Below are 22,958 nucleotides of genomic sequence, written 5' to 3' on the forward strand. Positions count from 1 at the left end.
CCAAATTTCTATAAAACAAACAAATATATTTAAGGGTCATTTTACAATGCCCCTTAAATAAGCTTCCTATTTATGCTCGTTAAAATATTTTTCTGCCCCAGGATGAAGTGGTATAGGCATCCCTTTTCTAACTGCTTCAAGCTGTATGCTGTTTGCTGCTGAGTGTGTTTCTTTTAATGCATCTAAATTTTCAAATATAGTCTTTGTTATGTTGTATACTAAGTCATCACTTAGATCTGCTCTTGTTACAAGAAGAGTCTGTACTGCTGCCGTCTCTACATCTTCTTCATTGTCATAAGTTCCTGCTGGGATAACTTCTGATGCATAGAAAGGATATTCTTCTGCAAGTTTTTCAACTGATTCCTTTCTTATAGGTATAATCTTTACATCTTGAGTTGTTGATAAGTCCATTATAGTAGAATTTGGAAGACCTGAAGTAAGGAATGCTGCATCTACAGCTCCGTTTTTCATCTGCTCTATTGCCTCTGCATATGACAGATAATCCGCTTTGATATCGTCATAAGTGATTCCATGAGCCTTCAATATTTGACGTGCATTAACCTCTGTTCCACTTCCTGGAGCACCGACTCCAACTCTTTTTCCTTTTAAGTCTGAAACTTCTTTAATTCCAGTCTTTTCTACTGTTATTAGTTGAACAAAGTTTGGATACAAAGCAGCTATACCTCTTAAGGTTTCTACCTTCCCCTTTTCTTTAAATACTTCTGTTCCTGTATATGCATAACTAACTACGTCATTCATAGCAAAGGCAAGTTCAACTTTTTCAGTTCCCAATAAAGTTGCATTTACTGCAGAAGCTCCTGTAGATTGTACAGATGAGTTGATTCCTTCAACTTTCTGATTAAGCTGATTTGATATAGCTCCTCCAAGAGCAAAATAAGCCCCTGAACTTCCACCAGTTGCAATAGTTACAAAAACATTTTCAGCTTTTTTACCTTGTGCACCATCCTCTTTCTCACCGCTACATCCAGTCATTACCATTAACATAAAAAGAACAAATCCAACTAATACAGAACTTTTATTTCTCATTAAAAACCCTCCCAATCTAATTTTTCTAACTAATAGGATTTTAGTATATTATTTCCGAAATAAGAATATCTTTTATTTATCATACATTCTTAGAAATTAAAATACATTATCGCAAAATAAAATACAGGACTAAGTCCTGTATTAAATTCCAAAAAAATTCTTGAATTTTTTTAAATAATTTCTGCTAACTTGTATATCACAATCTTTCAAGCCTTTTACTTCTATTTTATATGTATAATTAAACCAGGGTATAATTTCATCTATATAATCTATATTTATTATCGTACTCTTATGTATTCTCATAAACTTATCTTCTCTTAATCTAGTCTCCAATTCCTTTAAAGAATGACTGCATTCATAAGCAGAATTTAAAGTATGTACCAAAATTACATTTTTTTCTGATTTAATAAAGATTATCTTATTTACATCTATTAACACTAACTTATTATTCTTTTGAATACACAATTTTTCAAGAGAAGTATTACTTTCACTTTCAGTATTCTTATCTTTTTCTCCATTATTAAGATTCTTATTTATTATTTTATCTCTGACCCTATCAATGGTAAGCTTTATTCTGTCTTCTGAAAAAGGCTTTAGTATATAATCTGCCGCGTTCACTTCAAACCCCTGCACAGCATAATGATCATATGCAGTTGCAAAAACAATCAACGGATGATTTTTATTTTCAGATATTTTTCTAGCAATCAACATCCCACTATTGTTTTGCAGGTTTATATCCATAAATACACAGTCTGGTTTTAGTTCCTCTATCTTTTCTAGAGCTTCGTCACCGTCTCCACTCTCACCACATATTTCGACATCATTATATTTTTCTAAAAAATATCTGATCTCATTTCTGATATATTTTTCGTCATCTACGATAAAAATTCTAATCATTTTACCTCCTCCTAAATTGTAGCTTAAACAAGTATCTAAGAACCCTGCCTGATTTCAGATGTTCTTACATATTAAGGATATTTTTATTATATCAACTGTATTTACTAGAAATATTTTCAAAAACAAATCATTTATACAATATATTATACTTTATTAATAAGAACTTTTGTTAATCTTTATAGATTTTTTATAAAGTTTTTCAATATACAACTCTTTTCTAGATCTAAAAAAAGCAGTTTCATTGTAACTTTAAACTTATTTTACACTTTATTTGAAAATAATGCACTAAATTAAAAATTAATGCAACAAAACAGTAAACTATGTTCTAATAAATTTTTATATATTACAATTATAATATAAATATTGTTTAAGACTAAATAAATTGAATTAATTTCAAAACTTTATTATCTCAATTTACAAATCTACCTGTCTTTAAACTTTATTACCATTTATATGTAAATCAATAAATCTAATCATAAAAATTACTTTAGCAAGGAGGCCAGTGTGGAAGAAAAAGTACTTGTTGTAAAAAAAGGGTTGTGTAAGGGCTGTGAAATCTGTGTTGAATTCTGTCCAAAGGACGTCTTAGACATGAAAGATGGAAAAGTCAATGTTAAAAATATCAGTGCATGCATACAGTGTAATATGTGTGGTAAACTATGTCCTGATTATGCTATCGGTATTAGGAGGAATGGATAATGAGCAAAATTAAGTTTATGCAAGGAAACGAAGCGTGTGTTGAAGGTGCAATCGCTGCTGGAATGAAATTTTTTGCAGGATATCCTATCACACCGTCAACTGAAGTTATGGAAAAATCTGCTGAAATGCTTCCTAAAGTTGAAGGAAAATTTATTCAGATGGAAGATGAGATTGCCGGTATAGCTGCTGCAATCGGTGGATCAATTGCAGGATCAAAGTCTATGACTGCAACAAGCGGACCTGGATTCTCACTTAAAATGGAAAACCTAGGATATGCAGTAATCGCCGAGATTCCTTTAGTTGTAGTAAACGTTCAGAGAAACGGGCCAAGTACAGGTCTTCCTACATCACCATCTCAAGGAGATATGATGCAGGCTAAATGGGGAACTCACGGTGACCATCCTGTAATTGCTCTTTCACCATCTACAGTGCAAGAGTGCTATTCTCTTACTGCTAGAGCCTTCAACCTTGCTGAAAAATATAGAATGCCTGTTCTTTTCATGCTAGATGAGGTTGTTGGACATATGAGAGAAAAAGTGGTTTTAGACACGACTCTTATTGAGGAAATAGTAGACAGAGCGAAGCCTGCAAAAGACGATGCTTCTTATCTTCCTTACGGAGTTTCAGGAGACGAACTTGTTCCTAAAATGTCTTCATTTGGGGAGGGACACAGATACCATATCACAGGTCTTGTGCATGACGAGACAGGTTTCCCTACAAACAGTACAAAAGTAGCAGATAAGTTAATGACAAGATTAATGGATAAAGTTGAAAAAAATAAAGATGACATTATTCAGTATGAAGAGTACATGATGGAAGATGCTGAATATGTTATATTCTCTTATGGAAGTACAGCCAGATCTTCAAAGCAGGCGGTTATGGACCTTAGAGAAAAAGGTATAAAAGCAGGACTATTCAGAGCCATTACAATCTGGCCTTTCCCTGAGGATAGAATCAGAGAATTAGCTCAAAAATCAAAAGGAATTCTTGTGGCTGAGATGAACCTTGGACAGATGGTACTTGAGGTTGAGCGTATTGCCAACGGAAGCTGTCCTGTAAAATTAATGGGTAAAGGTAACGGAGAGTTCATAAGCCCTGCTGAAATAGTTGAAAAATTTGGGGAGGTAATGTAATAATGGATACTTGTAAAAATAAAAGCTATTATAGAGAAGATAAATTACCTCACATCTGGTGTCCTGGATGTGCTCACGGTATAGTAATGCACGCACTGGTTAACGCCATAGAAAATATAGGTCTAAATAAAGACGACGTATGTGTAGTATCTGGAATAGGATGTTCATCTAGAGCTCCTGGATATTTAGACTTCAACACTTTACATACTACTCACGGAAGATCTCTTGCATTTGCTACAGGGATAAAGATGGCAAAACCTGGTATGAAAGTAATCGCACTAGGAGGAGACGGTGACTTCACTGCAATCGGAGGTAACCACTTAATCCATGCTGCAAGAAGAAACATCGACATCGCAGCAATTATTTTTAACAACAACATCTACGGAATGACAGGAGGTCAATTCTCTCCTACTACTCCTGTTGGTGATTATGCTACTACGACTCCAACTGGAAATATCGATCCGAACTTTGATATAGTAAAGCTTGTAGACGGTGCCGGAGCTAGTTATGTTGCAAGAGGTACTGCATATCACTTTGATGCTCTTGTAAAATTATTTGAAAATGCCATCAACCACAAAGGATTCTCTCTTGTAGAGGCAGTAAGTACTTGTCCTACAAGTTACGGAAGAAAAAACAAAGGATTCAAGGGAAATCCTGCAGCTATGCTTAAGTATATGAGAGACAACACTGTTCCTGTGGCTGCTGTTGCAAAACTTCCAAAGGAAAAAGTAGAAGGAAAGCTTGTTATCGGAGAATTCAAAAATGAGCAGAGACCTGAGTACACAGAAGAATATCAAAAAATCATAGATAAAGTAAGAGGGGTGTAAGAAATGGCAAAGGAAATCAGATTAAGCGGTTCAGGTGGACAGGGTCTTATTTTGGCAGGTATCATCCTTGCAGAAGCTGCCTTACATCAGGGTAAAGTAGCTGTTCAGTCACAATCTTACGGTCCTGAGGCAAGAGGAGGAGCCAGTAAGTCAGAGGTAATCATAAGTGATACTGAGATTCTTTACCCGAAGGTAAATCATTCTGATATATTTCTTTCACTGACTCAGAAATCTTTTGATACATATTCAAGTGGAAACAAAGAAAATTGTATCATAGTAATCGATTCAAGTGTTAAGACTCCAGAAGGTTTAAATGTAGTAAAACTTCCTATTCTTGAAACAGCTAAGGAAAAAGTAGGAAACTCAATAGTTGCAAACATTGTATCTCTAGGTGCCATACAGGCAGCTACAAATATTGTAGACAGAGATGTTCTAGAAGAGACTATCCTTGGAAGAGTTCCTGCCCATGTAAAAGAATTAAATAAAAAGGCATTCCAGTCTGGTATTGATTTAGTTAAATTATAAATCTTATATTACTTTGAATCCAAAGAAAAAAGGACTTTAAAAAGTCCTTTTTTCTATCTTATTAATTACTCTTCTGCCACTGGAATACTTAAAGATACTGTAGTACCTTTATCTTTTTCACTAAATACCTGGAGACCATATTCTTCTCCAAAAATACCCTTTAATCTCATATCTACATTTTTAAACCCAACCGAGTCCCCTGTGTTTAAATCTCCATATAATAAGTCATCTAATTTATTTTTATCGATTCCCACGCCATCATCAGAAATTTCTAAATTTACAACATTAGAATTTTTATGCCCAAACACTTTAACTATCCCGCCATTTTTTTTAGGAAGTATACCATGTTTAATTGCATTTTCTACAATCGGTTGGAGCGTCAAAGGTGGCAGAAAACAATTTAAATTTTCAGGCACATCATAAATCACTTTAAGCTTTTCTTCAAATCTAGCCATTTCTATATATACATATGATTTTACGTGATTAATTTCAGTCTGAAGATCAACCATATCTTTTCTTAAATTAAGGGATCTTCTGTAAAAGTCACTCAAATGTATTATTAAATTTCTGGATTTTTCGACATCAATTCTACACAGAGATCCTATCACTGTGAGAGAATTAAATAAAAAATGAGGATTTATCTGTGCCTGAAGAATTTTTAATTCTGATTGCTCCAATAATTTCGAATCATTTTCAAGCTTGGTTAGAGTCAATTGAGTTGAAAATAATTTGGCTAATCCATTTCCAATTTCTAAATCTACAGAACTCATAGACCTAGATAACTTTTTATATAATTCAAGAATTCCAATAACTTTTCCATTTTCTTTTAGAGGCAACATAAGAAGAGTATATGGTGTTTTTTTCTCGTTTTTTATATCTATGTATACATCAACAACAAGAGGTTTACCACTCTCAGTTACATAAGCGATATTAGTAAGTTCTTCTTTGATCTCATCTTTTATTCCAAAACCAGTATGAGCTACTAAAACTCCAGACTCCATTATCCTAACTATATCAAATTCAGTCATTTCGTATATGACTTCAGATACCTTTTTTACATTGTCAGAACATAAACCATTTTTTAAAAACGGTAAAGCTTTATCAACTGTTTTAAGAGTGAGATTTGATTGATAGGCTATCATTTTTTCCTGTTCTTTAAATATATTTTCAATTATCATAAACAAAAGTGCCAGTCCAACTGAATTAATGATTATCATAGGCAGCCAGACATTACTGACAAATTCCAGAGCTTTTTCAAAGGGTTTAGAAATCAAAAGAACAGAGACTTTTCTCATTAGTTCTGCTATTGTTCCAGTCAGTGCTGCATAGACCCATTTATTGTTTCTGTTACGTATAAAAACACCCATCACACCTGCCATAAGACCTTCAAATATAGTAGATACAGCACAGGCAAGACCTGTAAACTCCCCACTTTTTATAAGACCTCTGTGTACACCAGCAATCACACCAGATAACAGACCTACGAAGGGACCCCCTATAAGTCCACCTGTAGCCACACCTATAATCCGTGTATTTATAAGTCCGCCATAATATTCAAAACTAAAATACGTTCCCACTATACCAAAAATTCCAAAAACAATTGACAATAATATTTTATCAGATAAATTGATATTTTTTTTGGCAACTAAACTTCTAAAGGGTTTTAATCTCGATAATACAAAGGCAAATATAAATAAAATCCCTAATTTATTTCCAAGCAAAGTTATTAAATCCAGCTCCATTTTAGACCCCTTTCAAAAATTAACATCAATTGCAATTACTCAATATATTACTCTATAGCCTAATTATATCATAATATTCGTATAAATGCTTTTTTAGGTCTCCCCGATAAAAAAACCTTCCTAATTAACCTTTTAATAATTAGGAAGGTTGATATTTTTATATTTAATAATTCTTACCTAAGATCATGTATATCAGGTGATTAGTAACCTCTATACTGTCTCCAGAACAGTAATTTTTCCTATACTCATCTTCTAGCCTGTTAAATTTGTCCCGGGTAAAAGGTTTACTATTGGACAAAGCACTATTGGCACCTATACCCTTTATCATTTTTAAAAAATCCATCACGCAGTGATAATTTTCCTTTATCCTTTCCTCTTCAGCAGCAAGTATCTTGTATTTGTCATCCAAAACTTTTTTTAGATCTTCAAGGGATATGAAGTTTTGCGAATATTCCAAGTCTGGATCAATGGACTTAAGACTTTCCCTTAGCTCAAAGTATGTATCCTTACCAAAGGTTGAAAATAAAATGAGCCCACCAGGTTTGAGAAAAGAGTCTAAATGATCAAACAGCCCCTTTTTATTTTGTATCCACTGAAATGTAGCATTGGAGAAAATAAGATCATATTTTTTTTGAGGTTGATATTTTTCAATATCCTCCACTATAAAATTCAAATTTTCTTTAGAACCTATTTTATCCTTGACATTTTTTATCATATCATGAGATATGTCTAAAAAATCTATGTTTGAATTAGGAAATTTATTCAGTATTTTTTCTGAAAATATACCTGTTCCGCATCCTATCTCAAGTATATTAAAAACTTCTTCTGAATCTTCAATAAATATGCCTAATTTATCAGCCATGTGTCTTTGGATTAAAGCGTATTCGTCATAGGTTTTAGCACCTTTGGAAAAATTTCGATTCACTTTTTTCTTATCAATCATAGGTATTCCCCTTTTCTAAATTATGACCACATTTTTTTTATATTTTCAATGAATGCAAAATCTTCTTCAGCAGTTCTTCCCTTAACTGTAAGATAACCTCCTACGAGCATCCCATTAGCACCACTCATAAAAGCCATCCCCATAAAGTCTTTTAAGATTCCTTCTCTTCCTGCGCCTATTTTAATAACTTTATCTTTGAATATTATCCTGTAAACAGCTATAGTTTTGAGTATTTCATCCATAGAAAGGTGTTCTCTGTCTCCTAAAGGCGTCCCCTCTATAGGATTCAAAATATTTATAGGTATCCCGTCTACCTCCAACTCTTTTAGTGTAAAGGCCATGTCTATCCTGTCCTCCCAGGTCTCACCCATGCCGATTATACCGCCACTGCATACTTCCATACCTATTTTCTTAGCAGCTTTTATAGTTTCTAGTCTGTCATCTATCTTATGTGTTGTTGCCACTATTTTGTTGTAAGCACTTATAGAAGTCTGCATGTTGCTATGAAACCTAGTTACACCAGTATCTTTCAGTTCTTTTAGTTCATTTTCATCAAGGAGACCTATAGAACAGCAGATATTTGTATTTATGTTTTCTTCTTTAGCATCTCTTACAAAATCTTTTATACTGTCAAATTCTTCAGATCCTTTTTTTATACTTCTTCCACTTGTTACCAGTCCAAATTTACTGCTTCCAAGCTGTTCTGCTCTTTTATATTCAGACATGAGAGTGTCTTTTTCTTTCAAATCATAGGTTGTAAGGTTGGTATTATAGTGAGCCGACTGGGCACAAAATTTACAGTCTTCTTCACATTCTCCTGATTTTGCATTGGAAATGGTACAGGTATGAATGGTGTTTCCACAATATTTTTCTCTTATTTCATTTGCAACGGAAAAAAGCTCATTTAATTTGGATCCTTTTACTTTAAAAAGCTCTAAGGCTTCCTCTTTTGTTATATCTTCATTTATAAATCTCTTTAAATTCATAAGTTCCCAACGACTCCTTCACAGTTTAAAAAAATTCCCTCAAAAGAGCCCTTAAAGCTGCATTTGAGGGAATCTGTAAATTTTATCCAAATAATGAAAGTAGTACACCTGCAGATACTGCAGATCCTATTACTCCTGCAACGTTTGGTCCCATTGCATGCATCAGTAGGAAGTTTGATGGGTCAGCTTTCTGTCCCACTACCTGTGATACCCTTGCTGCCATTGGTACTGCAGATACTCCTGCAGATCCTAGTAATGGATTTATAGGGGTCTTGCTCATCTTATTCATAAGCTTAGCAAGAAGTACTCCTGATCCTGTTCCTATTCCAAAGGCAACTACTCCTAGTGCTAGGATAGCTAGAGTTTCTACTTTTAGGAAGGCTTCAGCTGTTGCTGTTGCTCCAACTGTTACACCTAGGAAGATTGTGATAATGTTGATAAGCGCATTCTTTGCTGTATCTTCTAGTCTTCCTACTACTCCACATTCTCTGAATAGGTTTCCAAGCATTAACATTCCGATTAGAGTTGCTGCTGGAGGTACTATTAGAGATACTATGATAGTAACTACGATAGGGAAGATTACCTTCTCTTTCTTTGTTACCATTCTTAGTTGAGACATCTTTATCTTTCTCTCTTTTTCACTTGTAAGAGCTGTCATGATAGGCGGCTGAATGATTGGTACAAGCGCCATATATGAATAAGCTGCTACAGCTATTGGTCCCATTAGGTGCGGAGCCAGTTTTGAAGAAAGGAAGATCGCAGTAGGTCCATCTGCTCCTCCGATAATTCCGATTGAAGCTGCTTCCTGAGCTGTAAACAGTCCAGAACCTATAGCTCCTAAGAAAGTAACGAAGATACCAAACTGAGCTGCTGCTCCAAGAAGAAGTGATTTAGGATTTGCAATTAACGGACCAAAGTCTGTCATCGCCCCTACACCCATAAAGATTAATGGAGGGAATATTCCCAAGTGATCTCCTTGGAATAAGTAATAAAGTAATCCTCCAGGTTCTGCTGTATGAACTACATACTGCACAGCTCCTGAAGCTGTTATATGCTCTTTTACTTCCATTAAAGGCTCTGCCATCATACCTGCAAATGGAAGGTTAGTAAGAAGCATTCCGAAAGAGATAGGAACCAATAATAGAGGCTCAAATCCTTTTACTATAGCAAGGTAAAGGAAAATACAGGCAACTATCATCATTAAGATGGAACCTATATTTATACCATAAAAACCTGTACTAGTATAAAAATCCATTAAAGCTTGTAACATAACAATTGTCCCCCTCTAGATTTAAGATAATACTACTAGTATATCTCCTGCATTAACTGAAGCACCTTGCTGCACTCTTACTTCAGAAACTGTTCCGTCATGAGGAGCCATAATTTCATTTTCCATTTTCATTGCTTCTAATACTACTAAGATGTCACCTTTAGAAACTTTTGCTCCTGCGTGGCATCCTACGTTGATTATTGTACCAGGCATAGGTGCAGTTACTGTATTTGTTCCTGCTCCTGCCCCTGCTGCAGTAGTTACTGGTTTTGGTGCTGCTGCTGGCTTTGGTGCTGCTGGCTTTGGCGCTGCTGGCGCTGCTGCAGGTCTTGCTGCTGGTGCAGAAGATACTCCTCCGATTTCTTCTACTGCTACATCATACTCATTTCCATTAACTACTATTTTGAAGTTTTTCATAATTTAATTTTTCCTCCCTAAGATTCATTTAAAATCAAAATGTTTTTTTAATCTACTAAAAATTAAAATCTTGTGCTCATCTGATCTACAATACCTGCTTTTCCCCATGCTGGAGCAGCATCTGCAACTCTTCTGATGTTTCTTACAACAAGGTTACTTGTTGAAGTTCCTAACTGAGCCGCTACTGCAGCAGCTATTACAGCCACTAGCTCTTCATCATTTGTTGCAACCTCTTCTTCCTGTACTGGTGCAGATTGAGCAGGTGTTGCAGATGGTGTACTCTCTGCTACTGGTTTTGGCTTTTCAGCCATAACGCTTGTCATAAATCCTATTAAATACATTATAAATATAAGTGCTAACACTGTGATACCCATTCCTAGTATTACAGTTACACCTACACCCATCATTTTATCCCCGGCACTAAGGGATTTGATGGTTTCAGGATTACCAAACAACTTCATAAGTTCTGCAATATTCATCTATTCATCACTCCAATTGGTTTTTATAAAGGGATATTTCCATGCTTTTTAGCAGGTAATTTTTCCCTCTTACCTTCAAGCATATTAAAGGCGTCAGCTAGTCTCTGCCTAGTAGTCTTAGGTTCGATTACGTCATCGACCATACCTCTTTTTGCTGCTTGATATGGACTGGCAAATTCTTCAGTATACTCGTCAAATCTTTTCTTAGCCATAGCATCCTTGTCTGCGGCTGCTTTGATGTCATTTCTGAAGATTATGTTAACAGCTCCAGCTGCTCCCATTACTGCGATTTCAGCTGTAGGCCAAGCTAACACTACATCTGCTCCCATAGCCTTAGAACTCATAGCAAGGTATGCTCCACCGTAAGCTTTACGAGTAATTAATGTGATTTTTGGTACAGTTGCTTCACTGTAAGCATAAAGCATTTTTGCTCCATGTCTGATGATTCCCCCGTATTCCTGAGTAGTTCCAGGAAGGAATCCAGGTACGTCAACTATTGTTAATAGAGGAATGTTGAATGCGTCACAAGTTCTTACAAACTTAGCACATTTATCCCCTGCGTTCATATCCAAGCATCCAGCCATTACTTTAGGTTGGTTTGCTACGATACCTACAGATTTACCGTTGATTCTAGCAAAACAAGTTATTAGGTTTTTAGAGTAGTGTGGCTGATATTCCATGTAGTCTCCGTCATCAACTAACTGAGATATTACATCAAACATCTCATAAGCTCTGTTCGGGCTGTCTGGAATAATTGTATTTAGATCATCTAACATAACATTTAAATCACCATCGAAAGCAAATTCAGGTGCTTTTTCCATGTTATTTGATGGTAAGAATCCGATTAGTCTTCTGATATCGTCAAGACAAGCTTTGTCGTCTTGTGATACAAATTGAGCACATCCACTTACAGAGTTGTGAGTCATAGCTCCACCAAGCTCTTCAGCCGTAACTATTTCTCCAGTTACAGTTTTGATAACTTGAGGTCCTGTGATGAACATCTGAGAAGTTTGATCTACCATGAATATAAAGTCAGTAAGAGCTGGTGAATAAACTGCTCCTCCTGCACAAGGTCCCATTATTGCAGAGATTTGAGGTATAACACCAGAGTATATAGAGTTTCTGTAGAAGATATCTCCGTATCCAGAAAGTGCATCTACAGCCTCTTGTATTCTAGCTCCACCTGAATCGTTTAACCCTACGAAAGGGGCTCCTACTTTAGCAGACATCTCCATTGCTTTACATATTTTTTTTGCGTGCATTTCACCAAGTGATCCACCAGTTACAGTAAAGTCTTGTGAAAAAGCATATACAAGTCTTCCGTCAATCATTCCGTAACCAGTTACTACTGATTCAGATGGAAGATCTTGTTTGTCCATTCCAAAGTTTGTACATCTGTGTTGTACGAAAGCATCGATTTCTACAAAACTTCCAGCATCAAAGAAATACTCAAGTCTCTCACGAGCTGTCATTTTACCTTTTTCGTGTTGTTTTTCTATTCTCTTAGCACCACCGCCAAGAGAAATTTTTTCTTTCATTTTTAGCATCTTCTCTAATTTAGAAGCAGCAACAGACATAATTTTATAGCCCCCTTAGTTTTTATTGTCTTTCACTTAATTCGATTAATACTCCGCAAGTTCCCTTTGGATGCATAAATGCTATTTTTGCTCCTCCAGCACCATATCTAGGAGATTCGTCGATCATTCTGTATCCTTTTTCTTTCATATCTGCAATAGCTTCCTCAATGTTTTCTACTTTAAAAGCTACGTGTTGAACTCCTTCACCTTTTTTGTCGATGAATTTTGCAATAGGACCGTCTGGAGAAGTAGACTCTAATAATTCAATCTCAGTGTCTCCAACTGGCATAAAAGCAACTCTTACTTTTTGCTCTTCTACAGTTTCGATTCCGTGTAGTGGGATACCCATTACGTCCTCATAAAATTTTACAACAGCGTCAAGATCTTTTACAGCAATACCAATGTGATCTACTTTTAATGCTTTCATTTTTACCTCCCATTTATTTTTATTAATTCATATTTATTTTTTCTAATATCATTTCTGCAGCTGAATAAGGATCTGTTTCCTTTTTGGCAACCTTTTGAGATAAATCATCTATAACTTCACCGTTATATGTTTTCTCAAAAAGCTTTCTTGTCATTCTTTCTTTAACTATTGTCAAAAGCTCACTTTTTCTGTTCTCTACTCTTCTGACATGACCTTTTCCACTACCAGTCATATATTCACGGTGTTCAAATATAGAGTCAAGCAGCTCTTTAATACCCTGATTTTCAACAGCAATAGCCATATTAACCGGAGGATTCCACTCATTTTTATTGAATTCGAGCATCATCCGAATTTCACGTGCTGTTTTTTCAGCTCCGTCTCTGTCTGCTTTGTTTATTACAAACACATCTCCGATTTCCATAACTCCTGCTTTGATTGCCTGGATATCGTCCCCTAATCCTGGGACCATTACCATAAGTGTTGTATCACATGATTTTACGATGTCAACTTCTGACTGTCCTACTCCCACAGTTTCAACAAATATGTACTCGCAGCCGTATATATCCAATACATCCACAGCTACTCCTGTAGCCTCTGAGATTCCTCCCAGATTTCCTCTAGCACCCATTGATCTTATAAAAACACCTGGGTCTGTATTAAGATCGCTCATTCTTATTCTATCACCAAGGATAGCTCCACCTGTGAATGGACTTGTAGGGTCTACTGCAATAACTCCTACTTTGTGTCCTGCGGCTCTGCATACTTTTACAAGTTTGTCTGTCAAAGTACTTTTTCCTGCCCCAGGAGGGCCGGTAACACCTATAACATAGGCGTTACCAGTTTTGTGATAAAGCTCTTTTATCACATCTAAAGCCTCTTGTTGTCCGTTTTCACCCATGGATATCAATCTAGCAGCAGCCCTTTTCTTCCCTTCTAAAAGTCCTTGCTTAAAATCTTCCATAGCACTTCTCCTAAGAAACTATTTTTTTACGTTAGCTTTGATATAATCAATTGTAACTGATGTTGGAGTTCCTGGAGTGAATATTTCTGCACAACCATTTTCTTTTAAGAAAGGGATGTCATCTGCAGGGATTACTCCTCCACCTACGAATAATACATCGTCTGCTCCTTCAGCTTTAAGTAATTTTGCAATTTTTGGAAGTAGTGTGCTGTGAGCTCCTGAAAGGATGCTGCAAGCAACTACGTCTACATCTTCTTGTATAGCAGCATTTACGATTTCTTCAGGTGTTTGACGAAGTCCAGTATAGATAACTTCCATTCCTGCATCTCTAAGTGCTCTTGCTACAACTTTTGCTCCTCTATCATGTCCATCAAGACCTGGTTTAGCTACTAAAACTCTAATAGGTTTATCCATTTTTAAATCCTCCTAAAATCTATTATTAATTATTATAACTTGATGCTTTGCTTGTACTCTCCGAATACCTCTCTCATAACTCCACAGATTTCTCCAAGAGTTCCGTATGCTCTTACAGCATCAACAATGTAAGGCATTAGGTTTTCATCTGTAGAACAAGCAGCTTTTAGAGCAGCTAGTTTTTCAGCAACTGCATCGTTGTCTCTCTTAGCCTTAAGTGCGTTTATTTTATCAGTCTGCATTTGTCCAACAGCTGGATCAACTTTTAATAGATCTTTTGGTGCGTCTTCCTTGATTATGTATTTGTTCATACCAACGATGACTCTGTCACCTTTTTCGATATCCATTTGGTAGTTGTAAGCAGCATCCATGATCTCTTCTTGGATATAACCTTTTTCGATAGCAGCTGGTGCTCCACCAAGCTCGTCAATTTTCTTGATGAACTCCATAGCTTTATCTTCGATATCTTTTGTTTTTGCTTCGATGTAGTAAGATCCTGCTAATGGATCTACTGTATTAGTAACTCCACTTTCTTCTGCAACTATTTGTTGAGTTCTAAGTGCAACCATAACTGATGCTTCAGTAGGAAGAGCTAGAGCCTCATCTTTAGAGTTTGTATGTAGAGATTGAGTTCCACCCATTACAGCAGCAAGAGTTTGGATAGCAACTCTTACGATGTTGTTTTCAGGCTGTTGTGCAGTAAGAGTAGATCCTCCTGTTTGAGTATGGAATTTAAGAGCCATTGATTTTGCACTCTTAGCTCCAAATCTTTCTTTCATGATCTTAGCCCAAAGTCTTCTAGCAGCTCTGTATTTTGCTACTTCTTCTAAAAGGTCATTGTGAGCATTGAAGAAGAATGAAAGTCTAGGAGCAAATGTATCTACGTCTAGTCCAGCTTTTACAGCTGCATCAACGTATGCGATACCATCAGCAAGAGTGAATCCTACTTCTTGAGCAGCTGTAGATCCAGCTTCTCTGATATGGTATCCAGATATTGAGATTGTATTCCACTGAGGTACTTCTTTTGAACAATATTCGAAAATATTAGTTATAAGTCTCATTGATGGAGTAGGTGGGAATATGTAAGTTCCTCTAGCAATGTATTCTTTTAAGATATCGTTTTGGATAGTTCCTCTAAGTTTATCAGCAGAAACTCCTTGCTTTTCAGCAACTACGATGTACATAGCAAGTAGTACAGACGCAGGTCCGTTGATTGTCATTGAAGTACTTACTTTACCAAGATCGATTCCTCCGAATAGGATCTCCATGTCAGCTAGTGAATCGATAGCAACTCCAACTTTTCCAACTTCTCCTTCAGATAATTCGTGATCTGAGTCATAACCTATCTGTGTAGGAAGGTCAAATGCAACTGAAAGTCCCATTGATCCTTGCTCGATAAGATACTTGTATCTCTTGTTTGATTCTTCTGCAGTTGAGAATCCAGCGTACATTCTCATTGTCCAGAATCTACCTCTATACATTGTAGGCTGTACCCCTCTTGTAAACGGATATTCTCCAGGGAAACCTAATTCTGAAAGGTAATCTACACCCTCTACATCAGCAGGTGTATAAAGTCTTTCAATTTCTTCTCCTGATCCAGTTACAAACTGGGATCTCATTTCAGGTCTTTTTTCTAGACCTTTTTTTGTTTTCTCGTCGTACTTTGCAAATCCTTCTTTCACTTCAGCGAGTTTTTCCGCTTTGAACATATGAAGTTCCTCCTTGAATAAAATAATTAGTTTGTTGGAAATTTATCTATTTAATTTTCATGCTGCCAGTTTTAACGAACCTATCATGCCAAGAAAGTGACTCACCAATAATGTGCGGCTCGTGACCTCCAACCTCTTTCTCAGCTCTTTCAAGATAATCAAGTAATGCAGGTCTATAGTCAGGGTGAGCACAGTTATTTATTATAGCTCTAGCTCTTTCTCTTGCAGTAAGACCTCTAAGGTCAGCTGTACCCTGCTCAGTAACAATTACCTGCACATCATGCTCAGTATGATCTACATGAGATACCATAGGTACGATTGAAGAGATGTCTCCTCCTTTAGCTGTAGAAACAGTTGTGTATATTGAAATATAAGCATTTCTAGTAAAGTCTCCAGACCCACCTAAACCATTCATCATTCTGTTACCCATGATCATAGTTGAGTTTACATGTCCGTACATATCTACTTCTATAGCTGTGTTCATTGCTATTACACCAAGCTGTCTTGTTAAGATTGGGTTGTTAGAAATTTCCATCGGTCTTAGTATACAGTATTTTGCATAATGTTTCATGTTTTCTTTTAATTTTACCAATCCTGTGTCAGAAGGTGTGAATGAAGTTCCTGATGCAACCCTTACTTTTCCTGCATCGATAAGGTCAAACATTGAATCCTGAATAACCTCTGTATAACATGTAAGATCTTTAAAATCAGAATCTACTAGTCCACCTAGTACTGCGTTTGCAACAGATCCCACTCCCGATTGAAGCGGTAGAAGATTTTCAGGAAGTCTTCCCTCTGCAACCTCTTTTTTGAAGAATTCTATTATGTTTGCTGATATTTTTTTAGAATCCTCATCTATTGCTCCTAGAGGTCTAACGTTATCAGGAATGTCACATTCTACGATTGCTGCGATTTTAGCAGGATCACATGGAATATAAGTAGTTCCTATTCTGTCTCCTGGATCTTTTAATGGAATAGGCTCACTAAATGGTGGCTTTTTCACTGAATATATGTCATGACAACCTTCAAGTTCCATAGGTTGAGTCGAGTTGATTTCAACGATTACGATATCTGCATTTGCTATTCCTTGTGGAGATACTCCTACTGATGTTGTAGGTATAATTCCTCCGTCTTCAGTTATTGCAATTGCCTCTACAATGGCTATATCTATGTTTCCAAAGAAACCATAGTCAATATATCTAGGTACATGGCTAAGGTGCATATCTTGGTATGCCACTGTTCCTGCATTTAGTGCTTTTCTCATATCTTTGTTTGTCTGATATGGGAATCTTCTTGCGATCGCTCCTGCTCTAGTCAGTGCTCCGTCTAACTCATCCCCTACAGATGCTCCTGTAATAAGAGTAAGGTCATATTTTTCCTCTGAAGCTTCTGCCATCTTTGCTAATGCAAGAGGTACAGCTTTAGGATAACCTGCTGGCGTGAATCCACTTGTAACAAGAGTCATTCCAGGTTTTACAAGCTTTGCAGCTTCTTCTGCTGTGGTAACTTTTTTCTTCAGTTCTTCGCAACGAATACGTTCTTTTAACATATACTTTATCCCACCTCGTCTTATAATATGTTTTTGCTATTTATTTAGAGTTCAATACACTAAAATATATTTTAAAAATAAAACTGATTTCAAATTACTGAGTTTATTTTGAGCAGAACACAGATATTGTTGTTTTCAAATCTGTGTTCTGCCATTTTTTATTACATAGGCATTTTATGTAAGATTATTGTGAACAGTACCATTCCAAAGAGTGCAAATGGATATGTAGCTCCGTATCCTGCTGCTGGGTCATCATTACCTACTGCATCGATTGCCACTCCTAGTCCAGGAGTAGATGTCATACCACCACAGATAGCTCCTGAAAGCATGATCCAGTTGATTCCCATAGCGTATTTACCTACGATGAATCCGATTGTCATTGCAATGATTCCAACCATTAGTGAAACAAATGCTAGGAAAAGTCCTGATCCAGTAAGTGAATCAATAACTGCAAATCCATATCTAAGTCCTACTATTGCTAAGAAAAGAGCAAGTCCTACTTCTCTTATAGCTGCAAGGATTTTCTTATCCATTCTAAAGTGGAACATTCCAACTTTACCAATGTAACCAAATACTAGAGATGCTATTAGTACTCCTCCTGTAGAACCAAGTCCGAAGTAACCTAGAGGTCCTAAGAATATTTTGATCTTACCGATAAAGTAACCTACTGCACATGCAAGTATAAATGCTGTAAGGTCAAAAGTTACTGTTTCTATCTCTTTTACTCCGCCAGCTGCTTCTGCTGCTGCCATCTCTTCGTTAAACTTTTTATATTCTTCATCTACATTAAGTCTGAATAAAATTGGGAAGAATCTCATAGCTAAGATAACTATTATTACTCCGAATGGATATCCGATAGCATGTCCTACTCCAACTCCTGCTTCTGCTTTTACTACGAATTCATCAATTTGTTCTGGTGTAAGAGAAGCTGTATTTTCAAGTGTTACTGCCTCTTCACCAAGGATGTTTAGTATTCTTTCTTTATTATGATCATTTTGGTTGCTATAGTCTTCAGCCCATCCTCTAGCGTGCTCTCTAGCTGTCTCGATGGCTGCTGCCAGTCCTGGAGAACTTGTAAGAGCTCCTGTATAAACACCTGAAACCTCATAAGGGCTTGCACTTTTACTCATAAGAGTAAGTCCGTAAGTAGTAGCCGCTCCTAAAAGAGTGATGATAAATCCAAGAATTATGAATTTTGCACCGTATTTTTTAATAATAATACCGATCTTGTCTGCTGCAAGAAGTCCAACCGCTGCAACGAATAGTATCAAGAAAAGTAAAAAGAACATTTTATCTACAACTGATATCTTTAGAAGCTTGTGAGCCGCTTTTACATGACTAGCAACATCTCCTGCTGCGACAGTATCTACTGCCATCTTTCTTACTGCCCATCCCATTCCAAGTCCTGTAAAAAGGGTCCCTGAAGTTCCTATTTTTAAAAGTTTACCAAGTATCATTCCTGTAACAACTGCGACGAACATCAGAACAAACTGGTCCATCATAAAAGTCATCAAATCAAATTTCATAATTCCTCCCTCGTTATGTTTTGGTGAAAATAATAACTCATAAAGCTATAGTATTCCTAAAAGATGTACACGCAAGGTCAGCAAAGCTGCCCCGAAAGATTCTTAAGATGCTGTTAGGGTCCGGATCCTATTTTCTCAAGAAAATTTTAGTATGTTTCTATAAAATAAAAAAGTTGATATACTCTCTCCTCGGTCCATACATTATAGCGGTTACATAAAAATGTTTCACGCCTAATATACTTCTCTTAAAGAAAGTAAATCAACTTTTATTTTACCGTTTAAAGAACAAAGGGTCGCTTTATTCCCGCGGCAAAACCGTCACTTACTAGTTTCCAGGGCTTTTCTGTTTTCTAAAGCTTTGAGGTATCGATCACAACATATTTTCGTCGCAGTTATTAATGCCTTCCTAGTGGAGCCATGATAATCGTTTTTGAATTTATGCTCGAGAGCACTGATATCAGTCAGCTTCTCTCCTTCAAGTATCCTCTTTACAAATTCTCTAGCTAATTTCGTTACCAGCGAACAGTCTGCTTTAATAATTTCTCCAGTTTCTACATCTACTTCCATGCTAACACCTATAACGGAATAAACGTCAGATGCAGAAATTCCTCCTGGTATTTTTGAATACCCTGTGACTAACACTCTATTTCCCATTGCAACACCCCTGAGAAAATTTTCTGTAATTATCGTTTAGTAACATCATTCACATTAAAGGTATACCTCTTTTTTAGCATTATATTCAATCACTTTTTATCAATGTTAGTCATATATAGAGTATATATTACCCCTCTGCCCCTGTGATACCAAAGAAATTAATTCTATAATCGCTTTTAAAAAAAATTAAAAAAACATAAAAAATGTTTTGATTACACACGTTTTGAAATTTCTTCGAATTCAAAACATTTATAAAATTTATCTTTAGAATTCTTTTTGTAAATAATTCAAGCTGTAACTTTTTTTGAAATACAGTTATATAATTCACAATCTATAACAAAAAATAAAATCAGTGCACTGAAAACTGCTATTTATACACTGATTTTTAAATAAAAACAATTTAGGGTATTCATTCTGGGAAAATATTAGCTCTGAAAATTACTGTACAGTGAACTCTCTAGATTCCAAAATTACTCCGTTATCGTCGGTCAAATCGACTATCCAGCTCCCTTTGTCATATAAATTTTTGGATGACCATGTACGCCATCTATAACCTTTTATTTTAAGTGAAACAGATGCCATCATTTCTTTTGTTCCGTCGTCTTTTAATAGATACCAGTTATGAAAAACTTTTTTTTCATCTGTTCCTATATCTGTAAGTTCCGTAAAAAATACCGCTCGCTCTCCAAAATAAAACAAATTTCTATGGGGAGCAGGTTCTTTTTGAACTATAGCGTCAGTCAGAACAGATCTCGAGACGTTATAGGATGTCTCTCCATAGGCTAAACTTAAAACTGCCATAAAAAATATCAAACTTAATATTTTCTTCATGATAAATACCTCCCTAGTTTAAAAGAAATACCCTTTAGTATCTCAATGTTATTATTTTTTTATTCATTGGTAAAAAACCTGTGATTATAAATATTATATACTAAATTTAAATCCAATACTTTTTTTAATAAAATTTAATTAAAAAAACACAATTTTGACACATAGGATACCTAGTATTTTATTTAGTTATTATCTAATTTAAAATTTTTATTTAAATGGAGGTATGCCTATGAAAAAAATGTTGATTGTATTGATGTTACTGGGGTGTTTTTCTTTTTCCCAGGCAAGACCCTTTGAACATGTTCACTTTAGTAAAGATCCACTGCTAATTCCTTTTGCAGCAGCAGTTACCATATTTGGACTGGTAACTTTAAACAATCAAAATGACTATAGGGAATTTGAAAACGGAATAAAAGAGACTGTATTCCTTATAGACGAGGCTGACAATATTGAAGAATTGACCAGAATAAAGGCCACCCACTCAAAATATTTTACAGAATCTGTAGAAAGCCTTTATCATGACAAAAAAAGAAGTCTTGAAAGTACAAAATACATCTCTGAAAATCTCAATAAAGAGGAAGAGCTTACAATATTTCTTATACATGATGCAGAAAGTATAGAGGAACTAGAAATTATAAAAGAAAAAAGATTAAAATATTTTTCAGAAGATGTTCAGGATGAATATTTTTCCAAGAAAAAATTCATCTTGAAAAATTAATAATCAAATTTGCATTTTATTTTAAGGGCTCCTATATAGGGGCTCTTTTATATTTAGATATTATTTCAAGATTCTTCATATAAATATATCCGAAAGATCAAAATCTTACAATTTTATCAAAAGAAATTATTAGTTGTTTATACTTTTGATATAATATCTGTTATTTTCTTTTTGTAAATCAATTTTTATATCAAAAATTTTAGATAAATTTTTTGAATTAAGTATTTCGTTTTTCTTTCCCTGTTTAAAAATTGTTTTGTTGTGCATCAAAGCCACATGGGTAATTTCCTGAAAAATTTCTTCGATATGGTGCGTAACTAGTATAATAGTAGTTTTTCTAGAAAGCTTTTGTATAAATTTTATAAAACTGTCCTGAGCTTTTATATCCAATCCCACTGTGGGTTCATCTAGTATCAATGCCTTGGGATCGTGAATCAATGCCCTTCCTATAATACAACGCCTCAACTGTCCTGTACTCATCTGATGGACTTTTTTATCTTTTATTTCTAAAATCTCAAGAAATTCTAAAACCTCCAAAACCTTTTCATGCTGTTCTTTTGTAAAGTCGTGATATTTGTAGATTCCAATAGAACTATAATATCCGCTTAAGACTACCTCATAGGCAGTTTCAAATTTTCCATGGATGCCAAAATGATTATGAAGGTCATTTGTGATAATCCCAAGTCTTTTTCTGATTTCAAATAAACTCCATCTGTCTTCTCCGAATAATTTTTTTCTAAAGGGGTAACCTGTATTTGGATGCAGATCATTTGAGATCAATTTAATCAAGGTTGATTTCCCACTTCCATTGGCTCCTAAAATAGCCCAGTGCTCATCTGTATTGATTTTGAGGTTAATATTCTCTAGAACCGGTTGGCCCACTTCATAATTTATATGTATATTTTCAAAATCAATTATATTTTTTAAAAAATCTTTATCTTTCTCCAAATTTTTGACCTCCTATATTGTTTATTTTAAATTTTAATCTTAAATTACTATTATATCTTATCATATATCTGATATTTTATTAAAGTTAATCGAAATCATATTATTTTAAGTAGTCACGTCTTTAATTTAGATAATGGAAAAAAAATAGAAAAAATAACCTATCTCATAATACATTTAATACATTATTTTTTGGTAGAGTAATTTTTTTATTCTATTTTATGATATAATCATATTATTAAACAGACTTTTTTAACAAGTATATAGTTTTATGATTTATATAGTAGTAAAGGAGAGTATCATGGAAAATAAAGATATCTTGGGGGATTGTTCTAACGGAGCTATCTGTCATATGGCATATACAATGAATAGAATCGCTGGAAAATGGAAGTTGGTTATTTTGTGGCATATCTATGACAAAGAAGTTATCAGATATGGAGAGTTAAAAAGAAATATTGGAAAAATAACACATAAGATGCTCAGTAATCAACTTAAAGAGCTTGTAAGTGACGGTATAATTCACAAAGAAATTTATCATCAGGTTCCTCCAAAGGTAGAGTATTCACTTACTGAATATGGTAAAACTTTGGCCCCTATAATGGACATGCTATATGAATGGGGAAAGAAAAACAGAAAAGATTGACTTTTTTATCCAAATGTTCAAAAAATTTGATATTAACTT

The 22,958-nt window shown here is 35.2% G+C and carries 24 protein-coding genes; 6 read left to right on the forward strand and 18 right to left on the reverse strand.

Features of this window, described 5'->3' with window-relative positions; all coding sequences use genetic code 11:
- Positions 1 to 66: 66 nt before the first annotated feature.
- Positions 67 to 1,047 carry a TAXI family TRAP transporter solute-binding subunit gene (locus ILYOP_RS13845; protein WP_013389126.1) on the reverse strand — a complete coding sequence of 327 codons (981 nt, stop codon included), beginning with the start codon at positions 1,045 to 1,047 and terminating at the stop codon, positions 67 to 69.
- Between the two features lie 141 nt (positions 1,048 to 1,188).
- On the reverse strand, positions 1,189 to 1,944 hold the full coding sequence (locus tag ILYOP_RS13850) for a LytR/AlgR family response regulator transcription factor (protein ID WP_013389127.1): 756 nt from the start codon (positions 1,942 to 1,944) through the stop codon (positions 1,189 to 1,191).
- Positions 1,945 to 2,448: 504 nt separating this feature from the next.
- Between ILYOP_RS13850 and ILYOP_RS13855 the strand changes: the two genes are divergently transcribed.
- From ILYOP_RS13855 to ILYOP_RS13870, 4 genes are read left to right on the forward strand one after another with little or no spacing between them, the layout of a single operon-like run.
- Positions 2,449 to 2,643 (forward strand): 4Fe-4S dicluster domain-containing protein, encoded by a 195-nt coding sequence (locus tag ILYOP_RS13855; RefSeq protein ID WP_013387546.1) that lies wholly within the window; start codon positions 2,449 to 2,451, stop codon positions 2,641 to 2,643.
- Positions 2,643 to 3,776 (forward strand): 2-oxoacid:acceptor oxidoreductase subunit alpha, encoded by a 1,134-nt coding sequence (locus ILYOP_RS13860; protein WP_013386546.1) that lies wholly within the window; start codon positions 2,643 to 2,645, stop codon positions 3,774 to 3,776. The genes ILYOP_RS13855 and ILYOP_RS13860 overlap by 1 nt, the downstream gene beginning before the upstream one ends.
- A gap of 2 nt (positions 3,777 to 3,778) precedes the next feature.
- Positions 3,779 to 4,603: a 2-oxoacid:ferredoxin oxidoreductase subunit beta gene (locus ILYOP_RS13865; protein ID WP_013386547.1), complete on the forward strand. Its 825-nt coding sequence runs from the start codon at positions 3,779 to 3,781 to the stop codon at positions 4,601 to 4,603.
- A 3-nt stretch (positions 4,604 to 4,606) separates the two neighbouring features.
- Entirely contained in the window at positions 4,607 to 5,128 is a 522-nt protein-coding gene (locus tag ILYOP_RS13870; protein WP_013389128.1) for a 2-oxoacid:acceptor oxidoreductase family protein, read from the forward strand.
- Positions 5,129 to 5,193: 65 nt separating this feature from the next.
- Here the strand turns inward: ILYOP_RS13870 and ILYOP_RS13875 are convergent, their stop codons facing one another.
- The 15 genes from ILYOP_RS13875 to ILYOP_RS15370 form a co-directional block, all read right to left on the reverse strand.
- Positions 5,194 to 6,870, reverse strand: coding sequence for a LytS/YhcK type 5TM receptor domain-containing protein (locus ILYOP_RS13875; protein WP_013389129.1), 1,677 nt, complete (start codon positions 6,868 to 6,870; stop codon positions 5,194 to 5,196).
- Positions 6,871 to 7,033: 163 nt separating this feature from the next.
- Positions 7,034 to 7,813 (reverse strand): malonyl-ACP O-methyltransferase BioC, encoded by a 780-nt coding sequence (gene bioC, locus ILYOP_RS13880; protein ID WP_013389130.1) that lies wholly within the window; start codon positions 7,811 to 7,813, stop codon positions 7,034 to 7,036.
- A gap of 20 nt (positions 7,814 to 7,833) precedes the next feature.
- Positions 7,834 to 8,799: a biotin synthase BioB gene (bioB, locus tag ILYOP_RS13885; RefSeq protein WP_013389131.1), complete on the reverse strand. Its 966-nt coding sequence runs from the start codon at positions 8,797 to 8,799 to the stop codon at positions 7,834 to 7,836.
- Between the two features lie 82 nt (positions 8,800 to 8,881).
- Complete coding sequence (locus ILYOP_RS13890) at positions 8,882 to 10,069, reverse strand: sodium ion-translocating decarboxylase subunit beta (RefSeq protein WP_013386760.1); 1,188 nt, start codon at positions 10,067 to 10,069, stop codon at positions 8,882 to 8,884.
- 21 nt (positions 10,070 to 10,090) lie between these two features.
- Positions 10,091 to 10,486, reverse strand: a complete 396-nt coding sequence (locus tag ILYOP_RS13895; RefSeq protein ID WP_013389132.1) for a biotin/lipoyl-containing protein — start codon at positions 10,484 to 10,486, stop codon at positions 10,091 to 10,093.
- 62 nt (positions 10,487 to 10,548) lie between these two features.
- Positions 10,549 to 10,965, reverse strand: a complete 417-nt coding sequence (locus ILYOP_RS13900) for an OadG family protein (RefSeq protein WP_013389133.1) — start codon at positions 10,963 to 10,965, stop codon at positions 10,549 to 10,551.
- A 23-nt stretch (positions 10,966 to 10,988) separates the two neighbouring features.
- Positions 10,989 to 12,542, reverse strand: a complete 1,554-nt coding sequence (locus ILYOP_RS13905) for an acyl-CoA carboxylase subunit beta (protein ID WP_013389134.1) — start codon at positions 12,540 to 12,542, stop codon at positions 10,989 to 10,991.
- Between the two features lie 22 nt (positions 12,543 to 12,564).
- On the reverse strand, positions 12,565 to 12,969 hold the full coding sequence (gene mce / locus ILYOP_RS13910) for a methylmalonyl-CoA epimerase (RefSeq protein ID WP_013389135.1): 405 nt from the start codon (positions 12,967 to 12,969) through the stop codon (positions 12,565 to 12,567).
- A gap of 22 nt (positions 12,970 to 12,991) precedes the next feature.
- Positions 12,992 to 13,930 (reverse strand): methylmalonyl Co-A mutase-associated GTPase MeaB, encoded by a 939-nt coding sequence (gene meaB, locus ILYOP_RS13915; protein ID WP_013389136.1) that lies wholly within the window; start codon positions 13,928 to 13,930, stop codon positions 12,992 to 12,994.
- Between the two features lie 18 nt (positions 13,931 to 13,948).
- On the reverse strand, positions 13,949 to 14,344 hold the full coding sequence (locus tag ILYOP_RS13920) for a cobalamin B12-binding domain-containing protein (RefSeq protein WP_013389137.1): 396 nt from the start codon (positions 14,342 to 14,344) through the stop codon (positions 13,949 to 13,951).
- Positions 14,345 to 14,376: 32 nt separating this feature from the next.
- Positions 14,377 to 16,053 carry an acyl-CoA mutase large subunit family protein gene (locus ILYOP_RS13925; RefSeq protein WP_013389138.1) on the reverse strand — a complete coding sequence of 559 codons (1,677 nt, stop codon included), beginning with the start codon at positions 16,051 to 16,053 and terminating at the stop codon, positions 14,377 to 14,379.
- 46 nt (positions 16,054 to 16,099) lie between these two features.
- Entirely contained in the window at positions 16,100 to 17,602 is a 1,503-nt protein-coding gene (scpC, locus tag ILYOP_RS13930) for a succinyl-CoA:acetate CoA-transferase ScpC (protein WP_013389139.1), read from the reverse strand.
- A gap of 161 nt (positions 17,603 to 17,763) precedes the next feature.
- Entirely contained in the window at positions 17,764 to 19,128 is a 1,365-nt protein-coding gene (locus tag ILYOP_RS13935; RefSeq protein ID WP_013389140.1) for an aspartate-alanine antiporter-like transporter, read from the reverse strand.
- Between the two features lie 318 nt (positions 19,129 to 19,446).
- Entirely contained in the window at positions 19,447 to 19,782 is a 336-nt protein-coding gene (locus ILYOP_RS13940; RefSeq protein ID WP_013389141.1) for a DUF3870 domain-containing protein, read from the reverse strand.
- Between the two features lie 438 nt (positions 19,783 to 20,220).
- Positions 20,221 to 20,613 carry a DUF2914 domain-containing protein gene (locus ILYOP_RS15370; RefSeq protein WP_013389142.1) on the reverse strand — a complete coding sequence of 131 codons (393 nt, stop codon included), beginning with the start codon at positions 20,611 to 20,613 and terminating at the stop codon, positions 20,221 to 20,223.
- 229 nt (positions 20,614 to 20,842) lie between these two features.
- Between ILYOP_RS15370 and ILYOP_RS13950 the strand changes: the two genes are divergently transcribed.
- Positions 20,843 to 21,331, forward strand: a complete 489-nt coding sequence (locus ILYOP_RS13950; RefSeq protein WP_013389143.1) for a hypothetical protein — start codon at positions 20,843 to 20,845, stop codon at positions 21,329 to 21,331.
- Positions 21,332 to 21,460: 129 nt separating this feature from the next.
- Here the strand turns inward: ILYOP_RS13950 and ILYOP_RS13955 are convergent, their stop codons facing one another.
- The gene (locus ILYOP_RS13955) at positions 21,461 to 22,279 is read right to left on the reverse strand and encodes an ABC transporter ATP-binding protein (protein ID WP_013389144.1); all 819 of its coding nucleotides are present in this window, start codon (positions 22,277 to 22,279) and stop codon (positions 21,461 to 21,463) included.
- Between the two features lie 298 nt (positions 22,280 to 22,577).
- Between ILYOP_RS13955 and ILYOP_RS13960 the strand changes: the two genes are divergently transcribed.
- Positions 22,578 to 22,919, forward strand: a complete 342-nt coding sequence (locus tag ILYOP_RS13960; RefSeq protein ID WP_013389145.1) for a winged helix-turn-helix transcriptional regulator — start codon at positions 22,578 to 22,580, stop codon at positions 22,917 to 22,919.
- Positions 22,920 to 22,958: the final 39 nt, after the last annotated feature.

Source organism: Ilyobacter polytropus DSM 2926 (genome assembly GCF_000165505.1).
GTDB classification, from domain to species: Bacteria; Fusobacteriota; Fusobacteriia; order Fusobacteriales; family Fusobacteriaceae; genus Ilyobacter; species Ilyobacter polytropus.

What these genes read in the sequence shown, in the direction of transcription:
- ILYOP_RS13845 (WP_013389126.1), bottom strand. Translation starts at nt 1,047, where the DNA reads ATGAGAAATAAAAGTTCTGTATTAGTTGGATTTGTTCTTTTTATGTTA.
- ILYOP_RS13850 (WP_013389127.1), bottom strand. Translation starts at nt 1,944, where the DNA reads ATGATTAGAATTTTTATCGTAGATGACGAAAAATATATCAGAAATGAG.
- ILYOP_RS13860 (WP_013386546.1), top strand. Translation starts at nt 2,643, where the DNA reads ATGAGCAAAATTAAGTTTATGCAAGGAAACGAAGCGTGTGTTGAAGGT.
- ILYOP_RS13865 (WP_013386547.1), top strand. Translation starts at nt 3,779, where the DNA reads ATGGATACTTGTAAAAATAAAAGCTATTATAGAGAAGATAAATTACCT.
- ILYOP_RS13870 (WP_013389128.1), top strand. Translation starts at nt 4,607, where the DNA reads ATGGCAAAGGAAATCAGATTAAGCGGTTCAGGTGGACAGGGTCTTATT.
- ILYOP_RS13875 (WP_013389129.1), bottom strand. Translation starts at nt 6,870, where the DNA reads ATGGAGCTGGATTTAATAACTTTGCTTGGAAATAAATTAGGGATTTTA.
- bioC (WP_013389130.1), bottom strand. Translation starts at nt 7,813, where the DNA reads ATGATTGATAAGAAAAAAGTGAATCGAAATTTTTCCAAAGGTGCTAAA.
- bioB (WP_013389131.1), bottom strand. Translation starts at nt 8,799, where the DNA reads ATGAATTTAAAGAGATTTATAAATGAAGATATAACAAAAGAGGAAGCC.
- ILYOP_RS13890 (WP_013386760.1), bottom strand. Translation starts at nt 10,069, where the DNA reads ATGTTACAAGCTTTAATGGATTTTTATACTAGTACAGGTTTTTATGGT.
- ILYOP_RS13895 (WP_013389132.1), bottom strand. Translation starts at nt 10,486, where the DNA reads ATGAAAAACTTCAAAATAGTAGTTAATGGAAATGAGTATGATGTAGCA.
- ILYOP_RS13900 (WP_013389133.1), bottom strand. Translation starts at nt 10,965, where the DNA reads ATGAATATTGCAGAACTTATGAAGTTGTTTGGTAATCCTGAAACCATC.
- ILYOP_RS13905 (WP_013389134.1), bottom strand. Translation starts at nt 12,542, where the DNA reads ATGTCTGTTGCTGCTTCTAAATTAGAGAAGATGCTAAAAATGAAAGAA.
- mce (WP_013389135.1), bottom strand. Translation starts at nt 12,969, where the DNA reads ATGAAAGCATTAAAAGTAGATCACATTGGTATTGCTGTAAAAGATCTT.
- meaB (WP_013389136.1), bottom strand. Translation starts at nt 13,930, where the DNA reads ATGGAAGATTTTAAGCAAGGACTTTTAGAAGGGAAGAAAAGGGCTGCT.
- ILYOP_RS13920 (WP_013389137.1), bottom strand. Translation starts at nt 14,344, where the DNA reads ATGGATAAACCTATTAGAGTTTTAGTAGCTAAACCAGGTCTTGATGGA.
- ILYOP_RS13925 (WP_013389138.1), bottom strand. Translation starts at nt 16,053, where the DNA reads ATGTTCAAAGCGGAAAAACTCGCTGAAGTGAAAGAAGGATTTGCAAAG.
- scpC (WP_013389139.1), bottom strand. Translation starts at nt 17,602, where the DNA reads ATGTTAAAAGAACGTATTCGTTGCGAAGAACTGAAGAAAAAAGTTACC.
- ILYOP_RS13935 (WP_013389140.1), bottom strand. Translation starts at nt 19,128, where the DNA reads ATGAAATTTGATTTGATGACTTTTATGATGGACCAGTTTGTTCTGATG.
- ILYOP_RS13940 (WP_013389141.1), bottom strand. Translation starts at nt 19,782, where the DNA reads ATGGGAAATAGAGTGTTAGTCACAGGGTATTCAAAAATACCAGGAGGA.
- ILYOP_RS15370 (WP_013389142.1), bottom strand. Translation starts at nt 20,613, where the DNA reads ATGAAGAAAATATTAAGTTTGATATTTTTTATGGCAGTTTTAAGTTTA.
- ILYOP_RS13950 (WP_013389143.1), top strand. Translation starts at nt 20,843, where the DNA reads ATGAAAAAAATGTTGATTGTATTGATGTTACTGGGGTGTTTTTCTTTT.
- ILYOP_RS13960 (WP_013389145.1), top strand. Translation starts at nt 22,578, where the DNA reads ATGGAAAATAAAGATATCTTGGGGGATTGTTCTAACGGAGCTATCTGT.